Here is a 16,412-nt window from a genome sequence, read left to right on the forward strand (position 1 = left end):
TGCGGCATAAAAAAACCCTCCGTGAGGAGGGTCGCAAGTCCATACCCGAAGGCGCCGGGACGGGATATTTCAGTGGGTGGTCAAACCCGCGGCATTCATGAACATGCGCATCAGGCTGGCGGCGATGAACAACACGCCGACACTGCCAACCCAGATCAGGGCCAACCAGCCGAGCCGCTGCCACAGCGGCTTTTTTTCGGCTTCTTCAATGTCGTGCAGGGAATGTTTGCCGGTCATTGCATCGATCTCCGTTAAGCCAAGGCGTCACTGCGGACGCCTTCGCGAGCAGGCTCGCTCCCACAGGGCAAGCCCTGCAATTGGATTAGTGATAACCATCTTCGTGGGTGACCTTGCCGCGGAACACGTAGTAGCTCCAGAAGGTATAACCCAGGATGAACGGAATGATGAACAGCGTGCCGACCAGCATGAAGCCCTGACTTTGCGGCGGCGCGGCGGCGTCCCAGATCGAGATCGACGGCGGCACGATGTTCGGCCACAGGCTGATGCCCAAGCCACTGTAGCCGAGGAAGATCAGCACCAGGGTCAGCAGGAACGGCGTGTAGTTGGCGTTACGTGCCACCGCGCGGATCAGGCCGTACAAGGTGACCAGCACCAGAATCGGCACCGGCATGAACCAGAACAGATTCGGCATGCTGAACCAGCGTGAGGCGATTTCCGGATGCGACAGGGGTGTCCACAGGCTGACGATACCGATCACTGCCAGCAGGACGAACGCCAACGGCCGCGCCAGGTCATGCATCTGCTCCTGCAATTTGCCTTCGGTTTTCATGATCAGCCAGGTGCAACCGAGCAAGGCATAAGCCACTACCAGCGCCGCGCCGCAAAACAGCGTGAACGGTGTCAGCCAGTCCAGTGAACCTCCAGCGAACTGGCGATTGACCACCGGCAGACCATCGATGAACGCTCCCAGCGCCACGCCCTGAAAGAACGTCGCCGCGATCGAACCACCGATGAATGCCTTGTCCCACAGGTGACGTTTTTCATCCTTGGCCTTGAAGCGGAACTCGAAGGCCACACCGCGAAAGATCAGGCCCATGAGCATGAAGATCAGCGGCAGGTACAGCGCCGACAACACCACCGAATAGGCCAGCGGGAAGGCGCCGAACAACGCCGCGCCACCCAGCACCAGCCAGGTTTCGTTGCCGTCCCACACAGGGGCGACGGTGTTCATCATCACGTCGCGATCGGTCTTGCCGGGCACGAACGGGAAGAGAATGCCGATGCCCAGGTCGAAGCCGTCCATGACCACGTACATCATGATGCCGAAGATGATGATCACGGCCCAGATCAGCGGAAGATCGATACCCATGAGTCAAATCTCCTTGGTCAAGCGAGTGTTGTCTTCGTGCTCGCCCTCGGCCGGATCGTCGGCTGCGGACAACGGACGCGCCGGGGTGCGTTTCTTGCCTGGACCACCGTCCGGCGTTTCACTGCCTTCGCTGATCTTCGGCCCTTTGCGCACCAGGCGCATCATGTAGCCGAGCCCCGCGCCGAACAGGGCGAAATACACCACTACGAACATGATCAGGGTGATGCTCATCTGCATGAAGCTGTGGTTGGACGAAGCATCTGCGGTGCGCATCAGGCCATAGACCACCCACGGTTGACGGCCGATTTCCGTGGTGAACCAGCCGGCAAGAATTGCGATCAGGCCGGACGGCCCCATCCACAACGCCAGATGCAGGAACGGCCGCGAGGTATACAGCGAATCGCGTTTGCGCAGCCACAGACTCCACAAACCGGTGAAGATCATCAGGAAACCGAGACCGACCATGATCCGGAAGGACCAGAACACGATGGTCGAATTCGGCCGGTCTTCCGGTGGAAATTCCTTCAGCGCCGGTACTTGTTTATCCAGCGAGTGGGTCAGAATCAGGCTGCCGAGGTATGGAATCTCTACGGCGAACTTGGTGCGTTCCTCTTTCATGTCCGGCCAGCCGAACAGGATCAGCGGCGTCGCTTCGTCGCCATGGTTTTCCCAGTGGCCTTCGATCGCAGCGATTTTTGCCGGCTGATGCTTGAGCGTATTGAGGCCGTGGAAGTCGCCGATCACCGCTTGAATCGGCGCGACGATCAATGCCATCCACATGGCCATCGACAGCATGGTGCGGATCGCCGGGTTGTCCCTGCCGCGCAGCAGGTGCCAGGCCGCCGACGAGCCGACGAAGAACGCCGTGGCGACGAACGCCGCCGTGGCCATGTGCATCAGCCGGTAAGGGAATGACGGGTTGAAGATGATTGCCAGCCAGTCGGTGGGGATGACCTGACCGTTGACGATTTCAAAGCCTTGCGGGGTCTGCATCCAGCTGTTGGAGGCGAGAATCCAGAAGGTCGAAATCAGCGTGCCGATCGCTACCATCACCGTCGAGAAGAAGTGCAGGCCGCGCCCGACCTTGTTCCAGCCGAACAGCATCACGCCAAGGAAACCGGCCTCAAGGAAGAACGCCGTAAGCACTTCATAGGTCAGCAACGGCCCGGTGACGGCACCGGCGAAGTCGGAAAAACGACTCCAGTTGGTGCCGAACTGATAAGCCATGACCAGCCCGGAAACCACGCCCATGCCGAAGTTGACGGCAAAAATCTTCGACCAGAAATGGTAGAGATCGCGGTAGGTGTCGTTGCGGGTCTTCAGCCACAAGCCTTCGAGCACCGCCAGGTAACTCGCCAGGCCAATCGTGATGGCCGGGAACAGAATGTGGAACGAGATGGTGAACGCGAACTGAATTCGGGCGAGATCGAGAGCCTCTAAACCGAACATATGGCTTCCTCTGTCAGGTAATACGGGTAGCTGGCCCGGAGGCCTGCACCACTGCCCCCACGGATATGGAGTGCGGCGAATTCGGATTCGTTCTTTTTTTGCAACCATCGCAACGCAGGGAGTCTGGCCAAATGGCCGCCAGATCAGTTCCGGTCGGGATCTTGATCTGGATCAAGCAACGTTGAAAGAGTAGTCCCATTTTTACCAATGAACTGCGTGGTGGTTTGCCGCGTGACAAGTTGCCTCACTCTCCTGTGGCGAGGGGATTTATCCCCGTTGGGCTGCGCAGCAGTCGTCGCTTCCAGCTTTTGGGGCCGCTGCGCGACCCAACGGGGATAAATCCCCTCACCACAGGGTTGATTGTCAGCATGAAAGATCGATGTCTGGCTAACTGAATTGTTTCTCGTAGCAACTTCCTGTTACAGACTGGTGATAATCTCGCCGTTCACTCGCCCAAGACTGCCTTCAGATGCCCATTCAAGAGCCCCTGCTGCTACGTCACCATCGTCCATTCATGGCCTTTTGGCTGGCGCGGATTTTCACCGCCAGCGGTTTCCAGATGCTCACCGTGGCGATCGGCTGGAATCTGTATCAACTGACCGGCAACGTGCTGGATCTGGGCCTGGTCGGGCTGGTCGAATTCGCCCCGCGCGTGCTGTTCATGCTGCACACCGGGCACGTTGCCGATCGCTATGATCGGCGCAAGGTCGCCGCGCTTTGCCAGTCGTTGCAGGCACTGATTGCCTTGGCGCTGGCCATCGGCAGCGCCACCGATCACGTCACCCGCGAGATGATTTTCATCCTCGCCTTCCTGCTCGGCGCCGCCCGTTCGTTCGAGATGCCGACGACTCAGGCGCTGCTGCCGAGCATCGTCCCCAGTGCGCTTTTCCCCCGTGCAGTTGCCGCCGCGCAATCGGCGCAGCAGTCGGCCACTATCGTCGCTCCGGCTCTTGGCGGTTTGCTCTATGCGTTCGGCAGCGTCTGGGTCTACGGCCCGACCGTGCTGCTGTACGTGATCGCCTGCGCGCTGATGCTCAACCTGCCGGCACGCCAGACGCCATTGAATAAAGGCAAAGCCACGCTGGACTCGCTGTTGGCAGGGATTCGCTTCATCCGCAGCCGCCCGGACATCCTCGGTGCGATCTCGCTGGACCTGTTCGCCGTGTTGCTCGGCGGCGCCACGGCGTTGCTGCCGGTGTTCGCCAAGGACATTCTGCTGACCGGCCCGTGGGGCCTTGGCCTGTTGCGCTCGGCGCCGGCGGTGGGTGCGTTGCTGATGTCACTGTTCCTGGCGCGATTTGCCGTGGAGCGCAATGTTGGCCGGGTGATGTTCACCGCCGTCGGCATCTTCGGCGTCGCCACTATCGCGTTTGGTTTGTCGACCTCGTTCTGGTTCTCGCTGGCGGTGCTGGTGGTGCTCGGCGCAGCGGACATGATCAGCATGGTCATCCGTGCCTCATTCGTACAACTGGAAACCCCCGACGAAATGCGCGGCCGGGTCAGTGCGGTCAACGGCCTGTTCATCGGCGCATCCAACCAGTTGGGCGAATTCGAATCCGGCCTCACCGCCCACTGGTTCGGCACCGTGCCGGCCGTGGTCATGGGCGGGATCGGCACGCTGGTGGTGACGGGGACGTGGATCAAACTGTTTCCGACGTTGGCGAATCGGGATCGGATGCATGTACCGGTGGAAGAGAAGGCCTGAATCCGTCAGGCCATCAACTCCCCCGCCACCCTCGCCCGCAACGCCTTGCCACCAAGTTGCTCGACCAAGGTCAAGGCAAACTCCAGCGCCGGTCCCGAGCCTTGGGCGGTGATGCAGTTGCCGTCGACTACCACCGGTTGATCAACAAACGTACAGCCTGATAGTTGATGGCTGGCGCCGGGCAGGCAGGTCATGCGTCGCTGGCGCAGCACGCCTGATGCTTGCAGGGCGACAGCCGGAGCTTCGCCGATGGCGGCGAACAGGCGGCCGGCGCTGGCTTGGTCCTTGAGCAATTGCTGCAAGGGCTGATGCGCCGCCAGATGCCGGGAACCGACGGCACCGCCTGGCAGGACGATCAGGTCAAAAGTCTGTGCCAGTACATCGACCAGCATGCCGTCGGCAGTCAGCCGGGTGCCGCGCGCACAGGTCAGCATGCGTCGGCCTTCGATGCTGGCGGCGACCACTTCGATGCCGGCGCGGCGCAGCACGTCGATCAGGGTCACGCTTTGCAAATCGTCGATGCCCTCGGCGAGGGCAATCAGGGCTCTGGAAGTCATGGGCGCTTTCCGCTGGATAGTCAGTCAAGCGTAGTCAGCTTTGTCCCACCCTGTTCGCAGACAGCCGTTACTTGATGTAAAGCTGGGTCGAAAGCGTGTTGCGCGGGGCGTTGATCGAGGTGTTGCTGAAGTTGAAGGTGCCTTCCTGTTTGCCGGCCAGATCGAAGGTATAAAGAGATCCGACGGTTTTGCTGCCGGGCGTGCACTCGGTGAGATTGCCATTATCGAAGGCGCACACCGGGCCTCGGGTGCCGTTGACCTCGAAGCCATCCAGAGTCACGTGTGGCTGGTTCTGGCCATAGCCGACTTCCAGCACGAAGACTTTGATATTCGGCCCGCTGTGATTGCATTGGGTTTGCGGCTGGTTATCGGCAATATCTTCCAGGCCGCAGGACGGTGACTGAACTTTGATCACCTTCACCTCGGAGAGTGGCGGCGCCGATGCCGCGAACGCCGGAGCTGTCAGCAGCAGTGCTGCAATCCATCCGAAAATCCTGATCCCGCTGTTGCGCATGCCTGCCCACTCCGAAAAATCAGCGCGCAGTATGGCGCAGTTGTCGGCTGCGCAAAACTTCGCCGACGATCGACACCAACATCCGCCAAATTCCTCACGCGGCTGGTATGATGCGCGGCTTTTTCCGGCCCACGACAATTTTCCAGGCGCTTGCGACGGTCTGTGCTTTGCTGTTGAGGTCGATACATTCACGGCGCCACGCGCGCCACGGGGAGCAGACATGCTGGAAAGGCTGTTTCAACTCAAGGCACACAACACCAACGTGCGCACCGAAATTCTTGCGGGCGTCACGACTTTCCTGGCCATGGCTTACATTCTGTTCGTCAACCCGAGCATCCTCGGCGAGACCGGCATGGACAAGGGCGCGATCTTCGTCGCCACCTGTCTGGCGGCTGCCATCGGCTCGACCGTTATGGGCCTGATCGCCAACTACCCGATCGCTCTCGCTCCGGGCATGGGCCTGAACGCCTTCTTTACCTACACCGTGGTGCTGCACATGGGCCACACCTGGCAGGTGGCGCTGGGTGCGGTGTTCATTTCCGCCGTGCTGTTCTTTCTGCTGTCGATCTTCCGCATCCGTGAATGGATCATCAACGCCATTCCGCTGCCACTGCGCTCGGCGATTGCCGCCGGTATCGGCCTGTTCCTGGCACTGATCGCCCTGCACAATGCCGGCATCGTGGTCAGCAACCCGGCGACCATGGTCGGCCTCGGCGATCTGACCAAACCGGCACCGATTCTGGCCACCGTCGGCTTTGCCGTGATCGTCGCCCTCGAAGCGCTGAAAGTGCGCGGCGCGGTGCTGATCGGCATTCTGGCAGTGACCATCGCCTCGATCGTACTGAACGTCACCGAGTTCGGCGGCATCATGTCAATGCCGCCGTCGCTGGCGCCAACCTTCCTGCAACTGGACATCAAAGGCGCACTGGACATCGGTCTGGTCAGCGTGATTTTCGCCTTCCTGTTCGTCGACCTGTTCGACAACTCCGGGACCCTGATCGGCGTCGCCAAGCGCGCCGGCCTGATGGGCAAGGACGGCCACATGCCGAAAATGGGCCGCGCGCTGATCGCCGACAGCACGGCGGCCATGGCCGGCTCGCTGCTGGGTACGTCGACCACGACCAGTTACATCGAATCCGCTGCCGGCGTCAGTGCCGGTGGCCGCACAGGCCTGACCGCCATCGTCGTGGCAATCCTGTTCCTGCTGGCGCTGTTCTTCTCGCCCCTGGCGGCCAGCGTTCCGGCGTTCGCCACTGCGCCAGCGCTGCTGTTCGTCGCCGTGCTGATGACTTCCGGCCTGGCGGAAATAGACTGGGACGACATCACCGTGGCTGCGCCGGTTGTGGTTACCGCGCTGGCCATGCCGTTCACCTATTCGATCGCCAACGGCATCGCTTTCGGCTTCATCGCCTGGACCGCCATCAAACTGTTGTCCGGCCGCGCCCGTGAGCTGAACCCGGCACTGGTGATTCTGTCGATTCTGTTTGTGATCAAGTTGGGTTGGTTCAACGCATGAGTTTCGATTCCCAAGCCTACGCCGAACAACTCGAAGCCAAGGTCACGCGCTTGCGTGATCTGCTGGCACCGTTCGATGCACCTGCGCCGACGGTGTTTGACTCGCCTCTGCAGAACTTCCGCCTGCGCGCCGAATTCCGCCTCTGGCGCGAGGGCGGCGAACGGCATTACGCGATGTTCTCTCAGGACGACAAACGCACGCCGATCCTTATCGAAGAATTCCCGATTGCCAGCCTGCGCATCAACCAGTTGATGCCGCAGTTGAAGGCCGCGTGGCAAGCCAGTTCGGCGCTGAGCCACAAGCTGTTCCAAGTCGAATTTCTGACCACGCTGGCCGGCGACGCGATGATCACCCTGTGCTATCACCGTCCGCTGGACGAGCACTGGCATGCGGCAGCAACGAAGCTGTCGGCCGATCTCGGCGTGAGCATCATCGGCCGCTCCAAGGGCAAGCGCGAAGTGCTCGGTCAGGACTATGTCGTCGAGAAACTCGAAGTCGGCGGCCGCACCTTCAGCTATCGCCAGCCCGAGGGCGCATTCACCCAGCCCAACGGCACGGTGAACCAGAAGATGCTCAATTGGGCATACGACGCGCTGGGCGATCGCAGCGACGATCTGCTCGAGTTGTACTGCGGCAACGGCAACTTCACCCTGCCGCTGGCGACGCGCGTGCGCAAAGTGCTCGCTACCGAAATCAGCAAGACTTCGGTCAACGCGGCCCTGAGCAACCTCAGCGAAAACACTGTGGATAACGTTACGCTGGTGCGTTTGTCCGCCGAGGAGCTGACCGAAGCGCTCAACGAAGTGCGCCCGTTCCGCCGCCTGCACGGCATCGATCTGAAGAGTTACGAATTCGGCAGCGTCTTCGTCGACCCACCGCGCGCCGGCATGGACCCGGACACCTGCGAACTGACCCGGCGCTTCGACAATATCCTCTACATCTCCTGCAACCCGGACACCCTGGCGGCCAACATCGCCCAGCTGCATGACACCCACCGCATTACCAAGTGCGCATTGTTCGACCAGTTCCCGTGGACCCATCACATGGAATCCGGTGTGCTGCTGACCCGGCGCTAATCGCGGGTAGTTGGTACGAGAAAGCCGTCGTGATTGACGGCTTTTTTGTGGGTGCTATGGCGCGATATCAGTTTTGCGTGGACGCCCGCCTTTTTTGCCATTGGCTCGCGCTGCCGCAGATTTCGCAGCGCTGCTTTGACGCCCGTTGCGCGAGGCGACGATCGACGCGGCCATGCGCATAAGTGGCGGGCTCGCTGAAATCATTCCGGCAATGGAAATATCCAGATCCTTACCCTCATGGCACAGCGCAGTGCCGGCGAAGCCGATCGTCAGGCTTGCATAATCGCCCGCTTCAAACCCCGCGAATTCGGGATACAGCTTCACCGGAAGCAAAACACCGCTGCCGTCCTCGAAACGAATGACCAAAGAGGATTCTTCGAAGCTCACTGACACGGCCTGCAAACCATTGGCCTGTCGTACTTCGCCAAGTGTGATGGCGGCATCGAGCATTTCTTCCGTCAGGGGGCGATGCACCGACGGTTTTGCCTTGATGACTTTCATAATTCGATCTCAACTCCTTCCAACTTGCCGATCAAGGACAGCAGCACCTTGTCTTCATCGGGTTCATAGCGCGCCGATCCGATCCTGTAGGTCTCGTCGGTGACTGGCTTCATCACGGGCACTTCGTTTGCTTGGCAGTCCCATATCTGATTATCGAGACAAACGGTCTTCAAGCCCGACCACCAGATCCCTCGTGCTCGACGCAGGTGCGCCGGTTGTCCAAGTGACAGACACAAGCCGTTCAGCACAGCGAGCGGTGGTCGTCGGGACAGCGGCACGACATCCCACAGATCAACTTCGTTGTGCCAGAAGCTGAACCGGAAGCGGGCATTCCAGGCACCCGCATCTACATGGGCGTGCGGTGGGCAGTGTTCGTCTCTCAACATGATGCGAATCGACATTCCTTTGTAGCTGCATATCTTCATGCTAACCCATCCGTTAGGTTAATTGATTTCCAGAGCTCGAATTTCCTTTCGAGTCCGACGACCGGTTAACACAAAGCGATGTGCCGGAGGTCACTGAAGACTAGCGGGCGTGGGGTTGGTGCTCGAGAAATGAGCCGAGAAAAACGTAAGAAAAGCTGTCGTTACGTTTTGAAATTACGCTTGGCATGATCCCCCCTGTGCGATCACCGAACGAAAATTACAGCTCTTAAAGTTGTCCAATTGACCGATGTAACCATCTAGTACATTTTATCTCCACAGGCTGAACCCTCTCGGCCAATGCCAAAAACAATAAGTGGAGTTACCCCATGCCCCCTATCGTTCTGGTGCTTAACGGCCCGAACCTGAACCTGCTCGGCACCCGCGAGCCGGCGACTTATGGTCATGAAACCCTGGCCGATATTTCTGCACTGTGTGGTCGCGCGGCTGACGAGTTCGGCCTGACCGTGGAATTTCGCCAGACCAATCATGAAGGCGAGCTGCTCGACTGGATTCACGCCGCGCGTGGTCGTTGTGCCGGGATCGTGATCAATCCGGCGGCGTGGACGCATACGTCCGTGGCGATTCGCGATGCACTGGTCGCCAGTGAATTGCCGGTGATTGAGGTGCATCTGTCCAACGTCCACGCCCGTGAGCCGTTTCGTCATCATTCGTTTGTTTCCGGCATCGCCACGGCGGTGATGTGCGGGTTCGGCAGCCATGGCTACCGCCTGGCGCTGGAGCATTTCGGTCAGCGGTTGCAGAGGTAAGAACCATGTCGCGTTCCAAGGTGATACTCGCCGGGCTGATCGGCGCCGGGATTCAGGCTTCACGTACGCCGGCACTGCATGAGCACGAAGGTGATGCGCAGGGCCTGCGTTATCTGTACCAGCTCATCGACCTCGATCAATTGCACCTCGACAGCACGGCTCTGCCCGACTTGCTGCAAGCGGCGGAGCGGATGAATTACACCGGGTTGAACATCACTTTCCCGTGCAAACAGGCGGTCATCCCGCTGCTCGACGAGTTGTCGCCGGAAGCCCGGGGTATCGGCGCGGTCAACACCGTGGTGCTGAAGGACGGCAAGCGTGTCGGCCACAACACCGATTGCCTCGGTTTCGCCGAGGGTTTTCGCCGAGGTCTGCCGGACGCTGCCCGAGAACGTGTCGTCCAGATGGGCGCCGGTGGCGCTGGCGCGGCGGTGGCCCACGCGCTGCTCAGTGAAGGCGTACGGCAATTGACGATTTTTGATGTCGACCGCGAGCGTGCCGAGAGCCTGGCGAACAATCTGAATCAACATTTTGGCGCCGGTCGCGCGCAGGCGGGACGGGATTTGCCCGGGGCGCTGGCGCAGACCGATGGTCTGGTCAACACCACGCCGATGGGCATGGCCAAGCTGCCGGGTTCACCGGTGCCGGCCGGGTTGCTACGCAAGGCAATGTGGGTCGCGGAGATTGTGTATTTCCCGCTGGAAACCGAACTGCTGCGCGACGCCCGCGCCTTGGGCTGCCGCACCCTGGATGGCGGCAACATGGCGGTGTTTCAGGCGGTGAAGGCGTTTGAATTGTTCAGCGGCGTGGTGCCGGATGCGCAGCGCATGCTCGAGCATTTTCAGAGCATGAATGGCTGAACAACAGGGTAACTCTTGTGGGAGCGAGCCTGCTCGCGAAGGCGTCGATTCAGTCAACGAACAGGGCGACTGACACACCGCTTTCGCGAGCAGGCTCGCTCCCACAGGGGGGATCGAGTCAGGCCTTCAGGTAGCGCAACACCGATTCGCAGATCATCTCGCGGTGGCGCTGCTTGATGGTTTCGTCCGGCAGGTCGATCTGGAAGATTTCTCCCAGCGTGTGGCGGTTCGACACGCGATAGAAGCAGAACGAACTGATCAGCAGGTGCACGTCCAGCGCATCGATGCCACGCCGGAACAAACCTTCGTCCACGCCTCGTTGCAGAATCCCGCCCAAGGTGCCGAGGATCGTGTTGTTCAGCGCCTTGATCGCATCGGAACGCTTTACGTACTCGGCGTTGTGGATGTTTTCGATGCTGACGATGCGCACGAAATCGACGTTGTGGTCATGGTGATCGAAGGTGAATTCCACCAACCGACGGATCGCCAGCTCGGGCGGCAGCTCGTCCAGGTGCAGGCGGTTTTCCGTGCTGCGAATATCGCCGTAAAGCTTCTCCAGCACCTCGACGTACAACTGCTCCTTGCTGCCGAAGTAGTAATAGATCATGCGCTTGGAGGTGTGGATGCGCTCGGCGATCGCGTCGACGCGGGCGCCGGACAAGCCCTGCTGGACGAACTCGACGATCGCCTCCTGGAGAATGTTTTCGCGGGTCTTTTCCGGGTTGTTCTTGCGACTCTTGCGCGGCACTGCGTCGGACTCGACAGCAGCGGCGGAAAGTTCTGAATTCATGGTCATCGCGGGCTCACGGCCATCACTGCACAAGCTGGCGATTATGGGCCGCGCGGGACAGTGAAGGAAGCCGCGCAGCCGGTGTTTAATCCCGCGTTTACGAATTCCCTACAACTTCGCCTGACGCACCGCACCGCTGCGGGATTTGGCCATCGCCGCCAGCCGCACCGCAACGTTGGCCGCGCCGTAGCCGGCATAGCCATTCTTGCGCTGGATGATCTCGAAGAAGAAACGCCCCTCGAACGGCTCGGTGTAGACATGAAACAACTCGCCGCCCTGGGCGTCACGGTCGTAGAGCACGTTGTAATAGGCCAGTTCGCTGAGGAATTCATCGTCGAAATCGAAACGCGCCGCGAGGTCGTCGTAGTAATTCAACGGGATGTCCAGCAGCGGCACGCCGGCCTCTTTGGCGCGACTGACCTGGGCAAAGATGTCGTCACAATCGAAAGCGATGTGATGCACACCGGAGCCGCGATAACTCGACAGCGCATGCGAAATGGCAGTGTTGCGGTTCTCGGAAATGTTCAGCGGCAGCCGGATCGAACTGTCGCGGCTACGCAGTGCGCGGCTCTTCACCAGACCGTACGGATCGGGCAGCACCACTTCGTCGTCGGCTTCGAAATCCAGCAGGCTTTTGTAAAACAGCACCCAACTGTCGAGGCTGTCCGCCGGCAGTGCCATGGCCATGTGATCGATACGCTTGAGGCCGCCGCCGCTCTGCGCGTCCGGCAACAGATTGAAATCGGTGCCGTACACGTCGGCGTCCTCATCGACCAGATAAATCAGGCTGCCGTCCGGTGCGCGCACCGCCGCTAGTTCCAGTTCATTCGGCCCGACCAGGCCGCGATAGGGCTGCCCCTTGTAAGCGACCGCGCGGGCCAGTGCACTGGCGCTGTCCTTGACCCGCACCGCCGTGGCGCACAGCGACGGACCGTGGGCTTCGAAAAAGCTGTGGGCGAACGAATACGGCTCGGAGTTGAGGATCAGGTTGATATCGCCCTGACGCAGCAGGCTGACACTCTTGGAGCGATGCTGCCCGGCCTTGGCAAAACCGAGGCGTTGCAGCCAGTGACTGAGCTTCGCGCCCAGCGCTTCGTCGACGGCAAACTCGAGAAATTCCACACCGTTGTATTCGCTGGCGGACGGCGTTTCGAAAAGAATTTCACGGTTGGCCACCGGCGGCGCTTCCTGCTCGAGACGCTGACGGGTCTTCTCTTCCAGATACAGCAGCGAGCGCAATCCGTCGGCGGCGTTGGCTCGCGGGGGCGCGGCGCGGAAGCCGTCGTTGAAGATTTCCAGCGACAACGGCCCGTTATAGCCACTCTTGATGATCGGTGCGAGGAAACCCGGCAGATCGAACTCGCCCTGCCCCGGGAAACAACGGAAATGCCGGCTCCACTCCAGCACATCCATGGCCAGGATCGGCGCGTCGGCCATTTGCACGAAGAAGATCTTGTCGCCGGGAATGTCGGCGATCGCGCTGGGATCGCCCTTCAGCGACAGGGTGTGAAAGCTGTCGAGCAGCACGCCGAGGTTGGGGTGATCAGCCTGACGAACGATGTCCCAGACCTGTTGATAAGTATTGACGTGACGGCCCCACGCCAGCGCTTCGTAACCGATGCGCAAGCCACGGGCGCCGGCGCGTTCGGCCAGCAGGCGCAAATCATCGACGAGGATTTGTTGATCGCCGACACTGTCCGGCGAGGCGTTGCTGCAGACCAGCACCAGGTCGGTGCCAAGTTCCTGCATCAGATCGAACTTGCGCTCGGCACGCTCAAGGTTGCGCGCCAGGCGATCGCGGCGGCAACCTTCGAAGTCACGGAACGGCTGAAACAGGGTGATGGCGATCCCCAGATCGGCGCACATCTGTTTAATTTCCCGGGGACTGCCGTCGTAGTACAGGAGGTCGTTTTCGAAAATCTCCACGCCGTCGAACCCGGCGGCGGCAATGGCTTCGAGTTTTTCCGGCAGGGTGCCGCTCAAGGAAACGGTGGCAATGGAACGCTGCATGTTTCAACTCCCGGACTGCGCCGCTTTATCTTTACTGTAGGAGCTGCCGAAGGCTGCGATCGTTTGATCTTGATTACCAAAACAGCAAAATCAAAAGATCGCAGCCTTCGGCAGCTCCTACCGGGGAATGGGTTTTTATAGTGAGGGAAATTATTGGCTGCATCCCTGCGCGCAGCAATTTAAAGTGTACTACCCGGTTAGTTTTGCGTGCGATTATCGAACACTAAGGCGATTTGGCGAATTGACGATTTTTTGTTCACTGCCCAACATCGGTCGCACATCGAGTCCGGCCACTAACCACCGGGCAAGGTGTTCGACAGAAAAGAACACCAAATAACAAATCCAAAAACGGGTGGAACACATGATTCCTTCACAGACTTCCCGCATGGCTCCGGCCATGAGCACTGCCACGGGTGGCATAGGCGACAAGATCCGCGGCGCCATGGCTGTCGGCAAGACCCGCTGGGGCATGCTGGCGCTGGTGTTTTTTGCCACCACCCTCAACTACATCGACCGCGCCGCCCTCGGCGTCATGCAGCCGATCCTCGCCAAGGAAATGAGCTGGACGGCGATGGACTACGCCAACATCAACTTCTGGTTTCAGGTCGGCTACGCGATCGGTTTTGTCCTGCAGGGACGCCTGATCGACCGGGTCGGCGTCAAGCGCGTGTTCTTCTGCGCCGTACTGCTCTGGAGCCTGGCCACTGGCGCCCATGGCCTGGCGACCTCGGCAGTCGGCTTCATGGTCTGCCGCTTCATCCTCGGCCTGACGGAAGCGGCCAACTACCCGGCCTGTGTGAAAACCACGCGCCTGTGGTTCCCGGCCGGTGAACGCGCTGTCGCTACCGGCATCTTCAACGCCGGCACCAACGTCGGCGCGATGTTCACGCCGATGCTGCTGCCACTGGTCCTGCACGTGTGGGGCTGGCAAGCGGCGTTCCTGTGCATGGCGGCACTCGGCGGCATCTGGCTGCTGTTCTGGGGCTTGAAGTATTTCAATCCGGAAGATCACCCGACGGTTAAACAGTCGGAACTCGATTACATCCAGCAGCAAGTCGAACCGGAACAGGCCCGCGTGCCGTTCAGCAAGATCCTGCGCATGCGCGGCACCTGGGCCTTCGCCCTCGCTTACTCGCTGACCGCGCCGGTGTTCTGGTTCTATCTGTACTGGCTGCCGCCGTTTCTCAATCAGCAATACAACCTCGGCATCAACGTCACGCAGATGGGTATTCCGCTGATCATCATCTACGTCACGGCTGACTTCGGCAGTGTCGGCGGCGGGATTCTGTCCTCGTTCCTGATCGGTCGCGGGATGAACTCGATCAAGGCGCGGCTGCTGTCGATGTTGCTGTTTGCCTGCTGCATCATCGGCGTGGTCATGGCCGCCGGCTCGGCGAATCTGTGGGTGGCGGTGGCGGCGATCTCGCTGGCGATCGGCGCGCATCAGGCCTGGACTGCGAACATCTGGAGCCTGGTGATGGACTACACGCCCAAGCACATGATGAGCACGGTGTTCGGCTTCGGCGGCATGTGCGCAGCGATCGGCGGGATGTTCATGACCCAGATCGTCGGCCACATCCTCACCGTCACCAACAACAACTACACGGTGCTGTTCACGCTGATCCCGGCGATGTACTTCCTCGCACTGACGTGGATGTACTTCATGGCACCGCGCAAGATTCCGACCGTTACCGAATAACCTGCCTGCATATATCCCATTGTGAGAGCGAGCCTGCTCGCGAAGGCGTCACGTCAGCCGCTGAATATGGCGACTGATACACCGCTTTCGCGAGCAGGCTCGCTCCCACAAGTTGTACCGGGATCCGCTCTTCAGCGCCGGCTCTGCTGCCACGCTGCCGCCAATCCGCTGCAACAGATCACCGCAATACCAATCACCGTCAACCCGCTCGGGGTGTGATTGAACAGCAGCCAGCCCAACAACCCGGCAAAGACGATCTGGCAATAGCCGAACGGCGCCAGCAAGGCTGGGGCGGCGTGGCGGAAGGCCTGGGTCAGGAACAGATGCGCCGTCATCCCGCAACTGCCCAGCGCCAGCATCAGCGCGGCGTGAGTCAACGTCGGCACTTGCCAGAAGAACGGCACCAGCGCGCTCATCACCAGGGTATTGCACAGGCCGGCAAAGAAGTTGCTGGTGGTCGGGCTGTCCACTTCGGCAAGCTTGCGCGTCAGCAGTTGGTAGAAGCAGAAAAACAGCGCCGAGCAGAACGGCAGCAGGATCGCCGGGGTGAACAGGTCGCCGCCCGGGTGGACGATGATCAGCACGCCGATGAAGCCGCAGATCACCGCGATCCACTGCCCGCGCGTCACCCGTTCCTTGAGCAACGGCACCGACAATGCCGTGACCAATACCGGTGCGAGAAAGTTGACCGCCGTGGCTTCCGCCAGCGGGATGTACAGCAGCGCCGTGGTGAAAAACAGGCTGGTGCCGAGCAGGCACAGGGCACGGGCGAGCTGCCATAACGGCTTCTTGGTGCGCAGCACGCGCAAACCGGACTGCGGCAGGAAAATCCCTGCCATCAACAAGGTGTGCACCACATAGCGCGCCCACACCACCATCACGATCGGATAAAAACCGGAGAGGTATTTCGACAACGCGTCGTGACTGGAAAACAGGAACGTCGCCACGACAATCAGCAGAATCCCCTTGAAGGGCTGGTTGACACCGGAGAGCGGGGTGCTGACGGTCATTGGCAATCTCTGAAAAAAAATCCGGGCGAGCGTGCGCGCTGGCGGCAATCGTTGTGGCAATCATAGTCGGCTGAGCTTTCAGCAACCGCACAGGTTGCACTCTTCTTCGCCGGGAAACCGCCGCCAGGCAAAACCTTGAGGCAAGATTCCCGCCACTTCGGCGTCCGGCCAGTGTGCAACATCACAGACTGCCGTCGAAACAG

16 protein-coding genes are annotated in these 16,412 nt (G+C 60.4%); 6 read left to right on the forward strand and 10 right to left on the reverse strand.

What is annotated here, in order from left to right; all coding sequences use genetic code 11:
• Positions 1-69: 69 nt before the first annotated feature.
• From PSH90_RS22860 to PSH90_RS22870, 3 genes are all read right to left on the reverse strand, one after another.
• Positions 70-237, reverse strand: coding sequence for a DUF2474 domain-containing protein (locus tag PSH90_RS22860; protein ID WP_016773090.1), 168 nt, complete (start codon positions 235-237; stop codon positions 70-72).
• Between the two features lie 85 nt (positions 238-322).
• Entirely contained in the window at positions 323-1,330 is a 1,008-nt protein-coding gene (gene cydB / locus PSH90_RS22865) for a cytochrome d ubiquinol oxidase subunit II (RefSeq protein WP_016773089.1), read from the reverse strand.
• 3 nt (positions 1,331-1,333) lie between these two features.
• On the reverse strand, positions 1,334-2,779 hold the full coding sequence (locus PSH90_RS22870; protein WP_024014409.1) for a cytochrome ubiquinol oxidase subunit I: 1,446 nt from the start codon (positions 2,777-2,779) through the stop codon (positions 1,334-1,336).
• 469 nt (positions 2,780-3,248) lie between these two features.
• Between PSH90_RS22870 and PSH90_RS22875 the strand changes: the two genes are divergently transcribed.
• Positions 3,249-4,484, forward strand: coding sequence for an MFS transporter (locus tag PSH90_RS22875; RefSeq protein WP_150638452.1), 1,236 nt, complete (start codon positions 3,249-3,251; stop codon positions 4,482-4,484).
• Between the two features lie 5 nt (positions 4,485-4,489).
• Here PSH90_RS22875 and PSH90_RS22880 read toward each other — a convergent pair whose 3' ends face one another.
• Positions 4,490-5,041, reverse strand: coding sequence for a DJ-1 family glyoxalase III (locus PSH90_RS22880; RefSeq protein WP_041477765.1), 552 nt, complete (start codon positions 5,039-5,041; stop codon positions 4,490-4,492).
• A gap of 67 nt (positions 5,042-5,108) precedes the next feature.
• A complete protein-coding gene (locus PSH90_RS22885; RefSeq protein WP_305381568.1) occupies positions 5,109-5,555 on the reverse strand; it encodes a DUF4879 domain-containing protein in 447 nt (148 codons plus the stop codon).
• Between the two features lie 220 nt (positions 5,556-5,775).
• Here PSH90_RS22885 and PSH90_RS22890 point away from each other — a divergent pair, with 220 nt between their 5' ends.
• Positions 5,776-7,071 (forward strand): NCS2 family permease, encoded by a 1,296-nt coding sequence (locus tag PSH90_RS22890; RefSeq protein ID WP_016773083.1) that lies wholly within the window; start codon positions 5,776-5,778, stop codon positions 7,069-7,071.
• Positions 7,068-8,147 (forward strand): tRNA (uridine(54)-C5)-methyltransferase TrmA, encoded by a 1,080-nt coding sequence (gene trmA, locus PSH90_RS22895; protein ID WP_305381569.1) that lies wholly within the window; start codon positions 7,068-7,070, stop codon positions 8,145-8,147. The genes PSH90_RS22890 and trmA overlap by 4 nt, the downstream gene beginning before the upstream one ends.
• A 54-nt stretch (positions 8,148-8,201) precedes the next feature.
• On the opposite strand, the gene PSH90_RS22900 is transcribed toward trmA, so the two are convergent.
• Together PSH90_RS22900 and PSH90_RS22905 are read right to left on the reverse strand one after the other, a co-directional pair.
• Positions 8,202-8,648, reverse strand: a complete 447-nt coding sequence (locus tag PSH90_RS22900) for a DUF2442 domain-containing protein (RefSeq protein ID WP_236168712.1) — start codon at positions 8,646-8,648, stop codon at positions 8,202-8,204.
• Positions 8,645-9,073: a DUF4160 domain-containing protein gene (locus PSH90_RS22905; protein ID WP_236168713.1), complete on the reverse strand. Its 429-nt coding sequence runs from the start codon at positions 9,071-9,073 to the stop codon at positions 8,645-8,647. The genes PSH90_RS22900 and PSH90_RS22905 overlap by 4 nt, the downstream gene beginning before the upstream one ends.
• Before the next feature lie 326 nt (positions 9,074-9,399).
• Here PSH90_RS22905 and aroQ point away from each other — a divergent pair, with 326 nt between their 5' ends.
• Positions 9,400-9,840 carry a type II 3-dehydroquinate dehydratase gene (gene aroQ, locus PSH90_RS22910; RefSeq protein WP_076564187.1) on the forward strand — a complete coding sequence of 147 codons (441 nt, stop codon included), beginning with the start codon at positions 9,400-9,402 and terminating at the stop codon, positions 9,838-9,840.
• Between the two features lie 5 nt (positions 9,841-9,845).
• Positions 9,846-10,700, forward strand: coding sequence for a shikimate dehydrogenase (locus tag PSH90_RS22915; protein WP_305381570.1), 855 nt, complete (start codon positions 9,846-9,848; stop codon positions 10,698-10,700).
• Positions 10,701-10,818: 118 nt separating this feature from the next.
• On the opposite strand, the gene PSH90_RS22920 is transcribed toward PSH90_RS22915, so the two are convergent.
• Positions 10,819-11,496, reverse strand: coding sequence for a TetR/AcrR family transcriptional regulator (locus tag PSH90_RS22920; protein ID WP_305381571.1), 678 nt, complete (start codon positions 11,494-11,496; stop codon positions 10,819-10,821).
• Between the two features lie 102 nt (positions 11,497-11,598).
• Complete coding sequence (quiC, locus tag PSH90_RS22925) at positions 11,599-13,500, reverse strand: 3-dehydroshikimate dehydratase QuiC (RefSeq protein WP_305381572.1); 1,902 nt, start codon at positions 13,498-13,500, stop codon at positions 11,599-11,601.
• A 361-nt stretch (positions 13,501-13,861) separates the two neighbouring features.
• On the opposite strand from quiC, the gene PSH90_RS22930 reads away from it, so the two are divergent.
• Positions 13,862-15,199, forward strand: a complete 1,338-nt coding sequence (locus PSH90_RS22930) for an MFS transporter (RefSeq protein WP_024014417.1) — start codon at positions 13,862-13,864, stop codon at positions 15,197-15,199.
• Positions 15,200-15,330: 131 nt separating this feature from the next.
• Here the strand turns inward: PSH90_RS22930 and PSH90_RS22935 are convergent, their stop codons facing one another.
• Positions 15,331-16,209 carry a DMT family transporter gene (locus PSH90_RS22935; protein WP_282387121.1) on the reverse strand — a complete coding sequence of 293 codons (879 nt, stop codon included), beginning with the start codon at positions 16,207-16,209 and terminating at the stop codon, positions 15,331-15,333.
• Between the last annotated feature and the right edge of the window lie 203 nt (positions 16,210-16,412).

The sequence above is a fragment of the Pseudomonas sp. FP1762 genome (assembly GCF_030687105.1).
GTDB lineage: Bacteria > Pseudomonadota > Gammaproteobacteria > Pseudomonadales > Pseudomonadaceae > Aquipseudomonas > Aquipseudomonas siliginis.

Bases quoted from the DNA above. Each gene is read 5' to 3' on its own strand.
- PSH90_RS22860 (WP_016773090.1), bottom strand. From the start codon at position 237: ATGACCGGCAAACATTCCCTGCACGACATTGAAGAAGCCGAAAAAAAG.
- cydB (WP_016773089.1), bottom strand. From the start codon at position 1,330: ATGGGTATCGATCTTCCGCTGATCTGGGCCGTGATCATCATCTTCGGC.
- PSH90_RS22870 (WP_024014409.1), bottom strand. From the start codon at position 2,779: ATGTTCGGTTTAGAGGCTCTCGATCTCGCCCGAATTCAGTTCGCGTTC.
- PSH90_RS22875 (WP_150638452.1), top strand. From the start codon at position 3,249: ATGCCCATTCAAGAGCCCCTGCTGCTACGTCACCATCGTCCATTCATG.
- PSH90_RS22880 (WP_041477765.1), bottom strand. From the start codon at position 5,041: ATGACTTCCAGAGCCCTGATTGCCCTCGCCGAGGGCATCGACGATTTG.
- PSH90_RS22885 (WP_305381568.1), bottom strand. From the start codon at position 5,555: ATGCGCAACAGCGGGATCAGGATTTTCGGATGGATTGCAGCACTGCTG.
- PSH90_RS22890 (WP_016773083.1), top strand. From the start codon at position 5,776: ATGCTGGAAAGGCTGTTTCAACTCAAGGCACACAACACCAACGTGCGC.
- trmA (WP_305381569.1), top strand. From the start codon at position 7,068: ATGAGTTTCGATTCCCAAGCCTACGCCGAACAACTCGAAGCCAAGGTC.
- PSH90_RS22900 (WP_236168712.1), bottom strand. From the start codon at position 8,648: ATGAAAGTCATCAAGGCAAAACCGTCGGTGCATCGCCCCCTGACGGAA.
- PSH90_RS22905 (WP_236168713.1), bottom strand. From the start codon at position 9,073: ATGAAGATATGCAGCTACAAAGGAATGTCGATTCGCATCATGTTGAGA.
- aroQ (WP_076564187.1), top strand. From the start codon at position 9,400: ATGCCCCCTATCGTTCTGGTGCTTAACGGCCCGAACCTGAACCTGCTC.
- PSH90_RS22915 (WP_305381570.1), top strand. From the start codon at position 9,846: ATGTCGCGTTCCAAGGTGATACTCGCCGGGCTGATCGGCGCCGGGATT.
- PSH90_RS22920 (WP_305381571.1), bottom strand. From the start codon at position 11,496: ATGACCATGAATTCAGAACTTTCCGCCGCTGCTGTCGAGTCCGACGCA.
- quiC (WP_305381572.1), bottom strand. From the start codon at position 13,500: ATGCAGCGTTCCATTGCCACCGTTTCCTTGAGCGGCACCCTGCCGGAA.
- PSH90_RS22930 (WP_024014417.1), top strand. From the start codon at position 13,862: ATGATTCCTTCACAGACTTCCCGCATGGCTCCGGCCATGAGCACTGCC.
- PSH90_RS22935 (WP_282387121.1), bottom strand. From the start codon at position 16,209: ATGACCGTCAGCACCCCGCTCTCCGGTGTCAACCAGCCCTTCAAGGGG.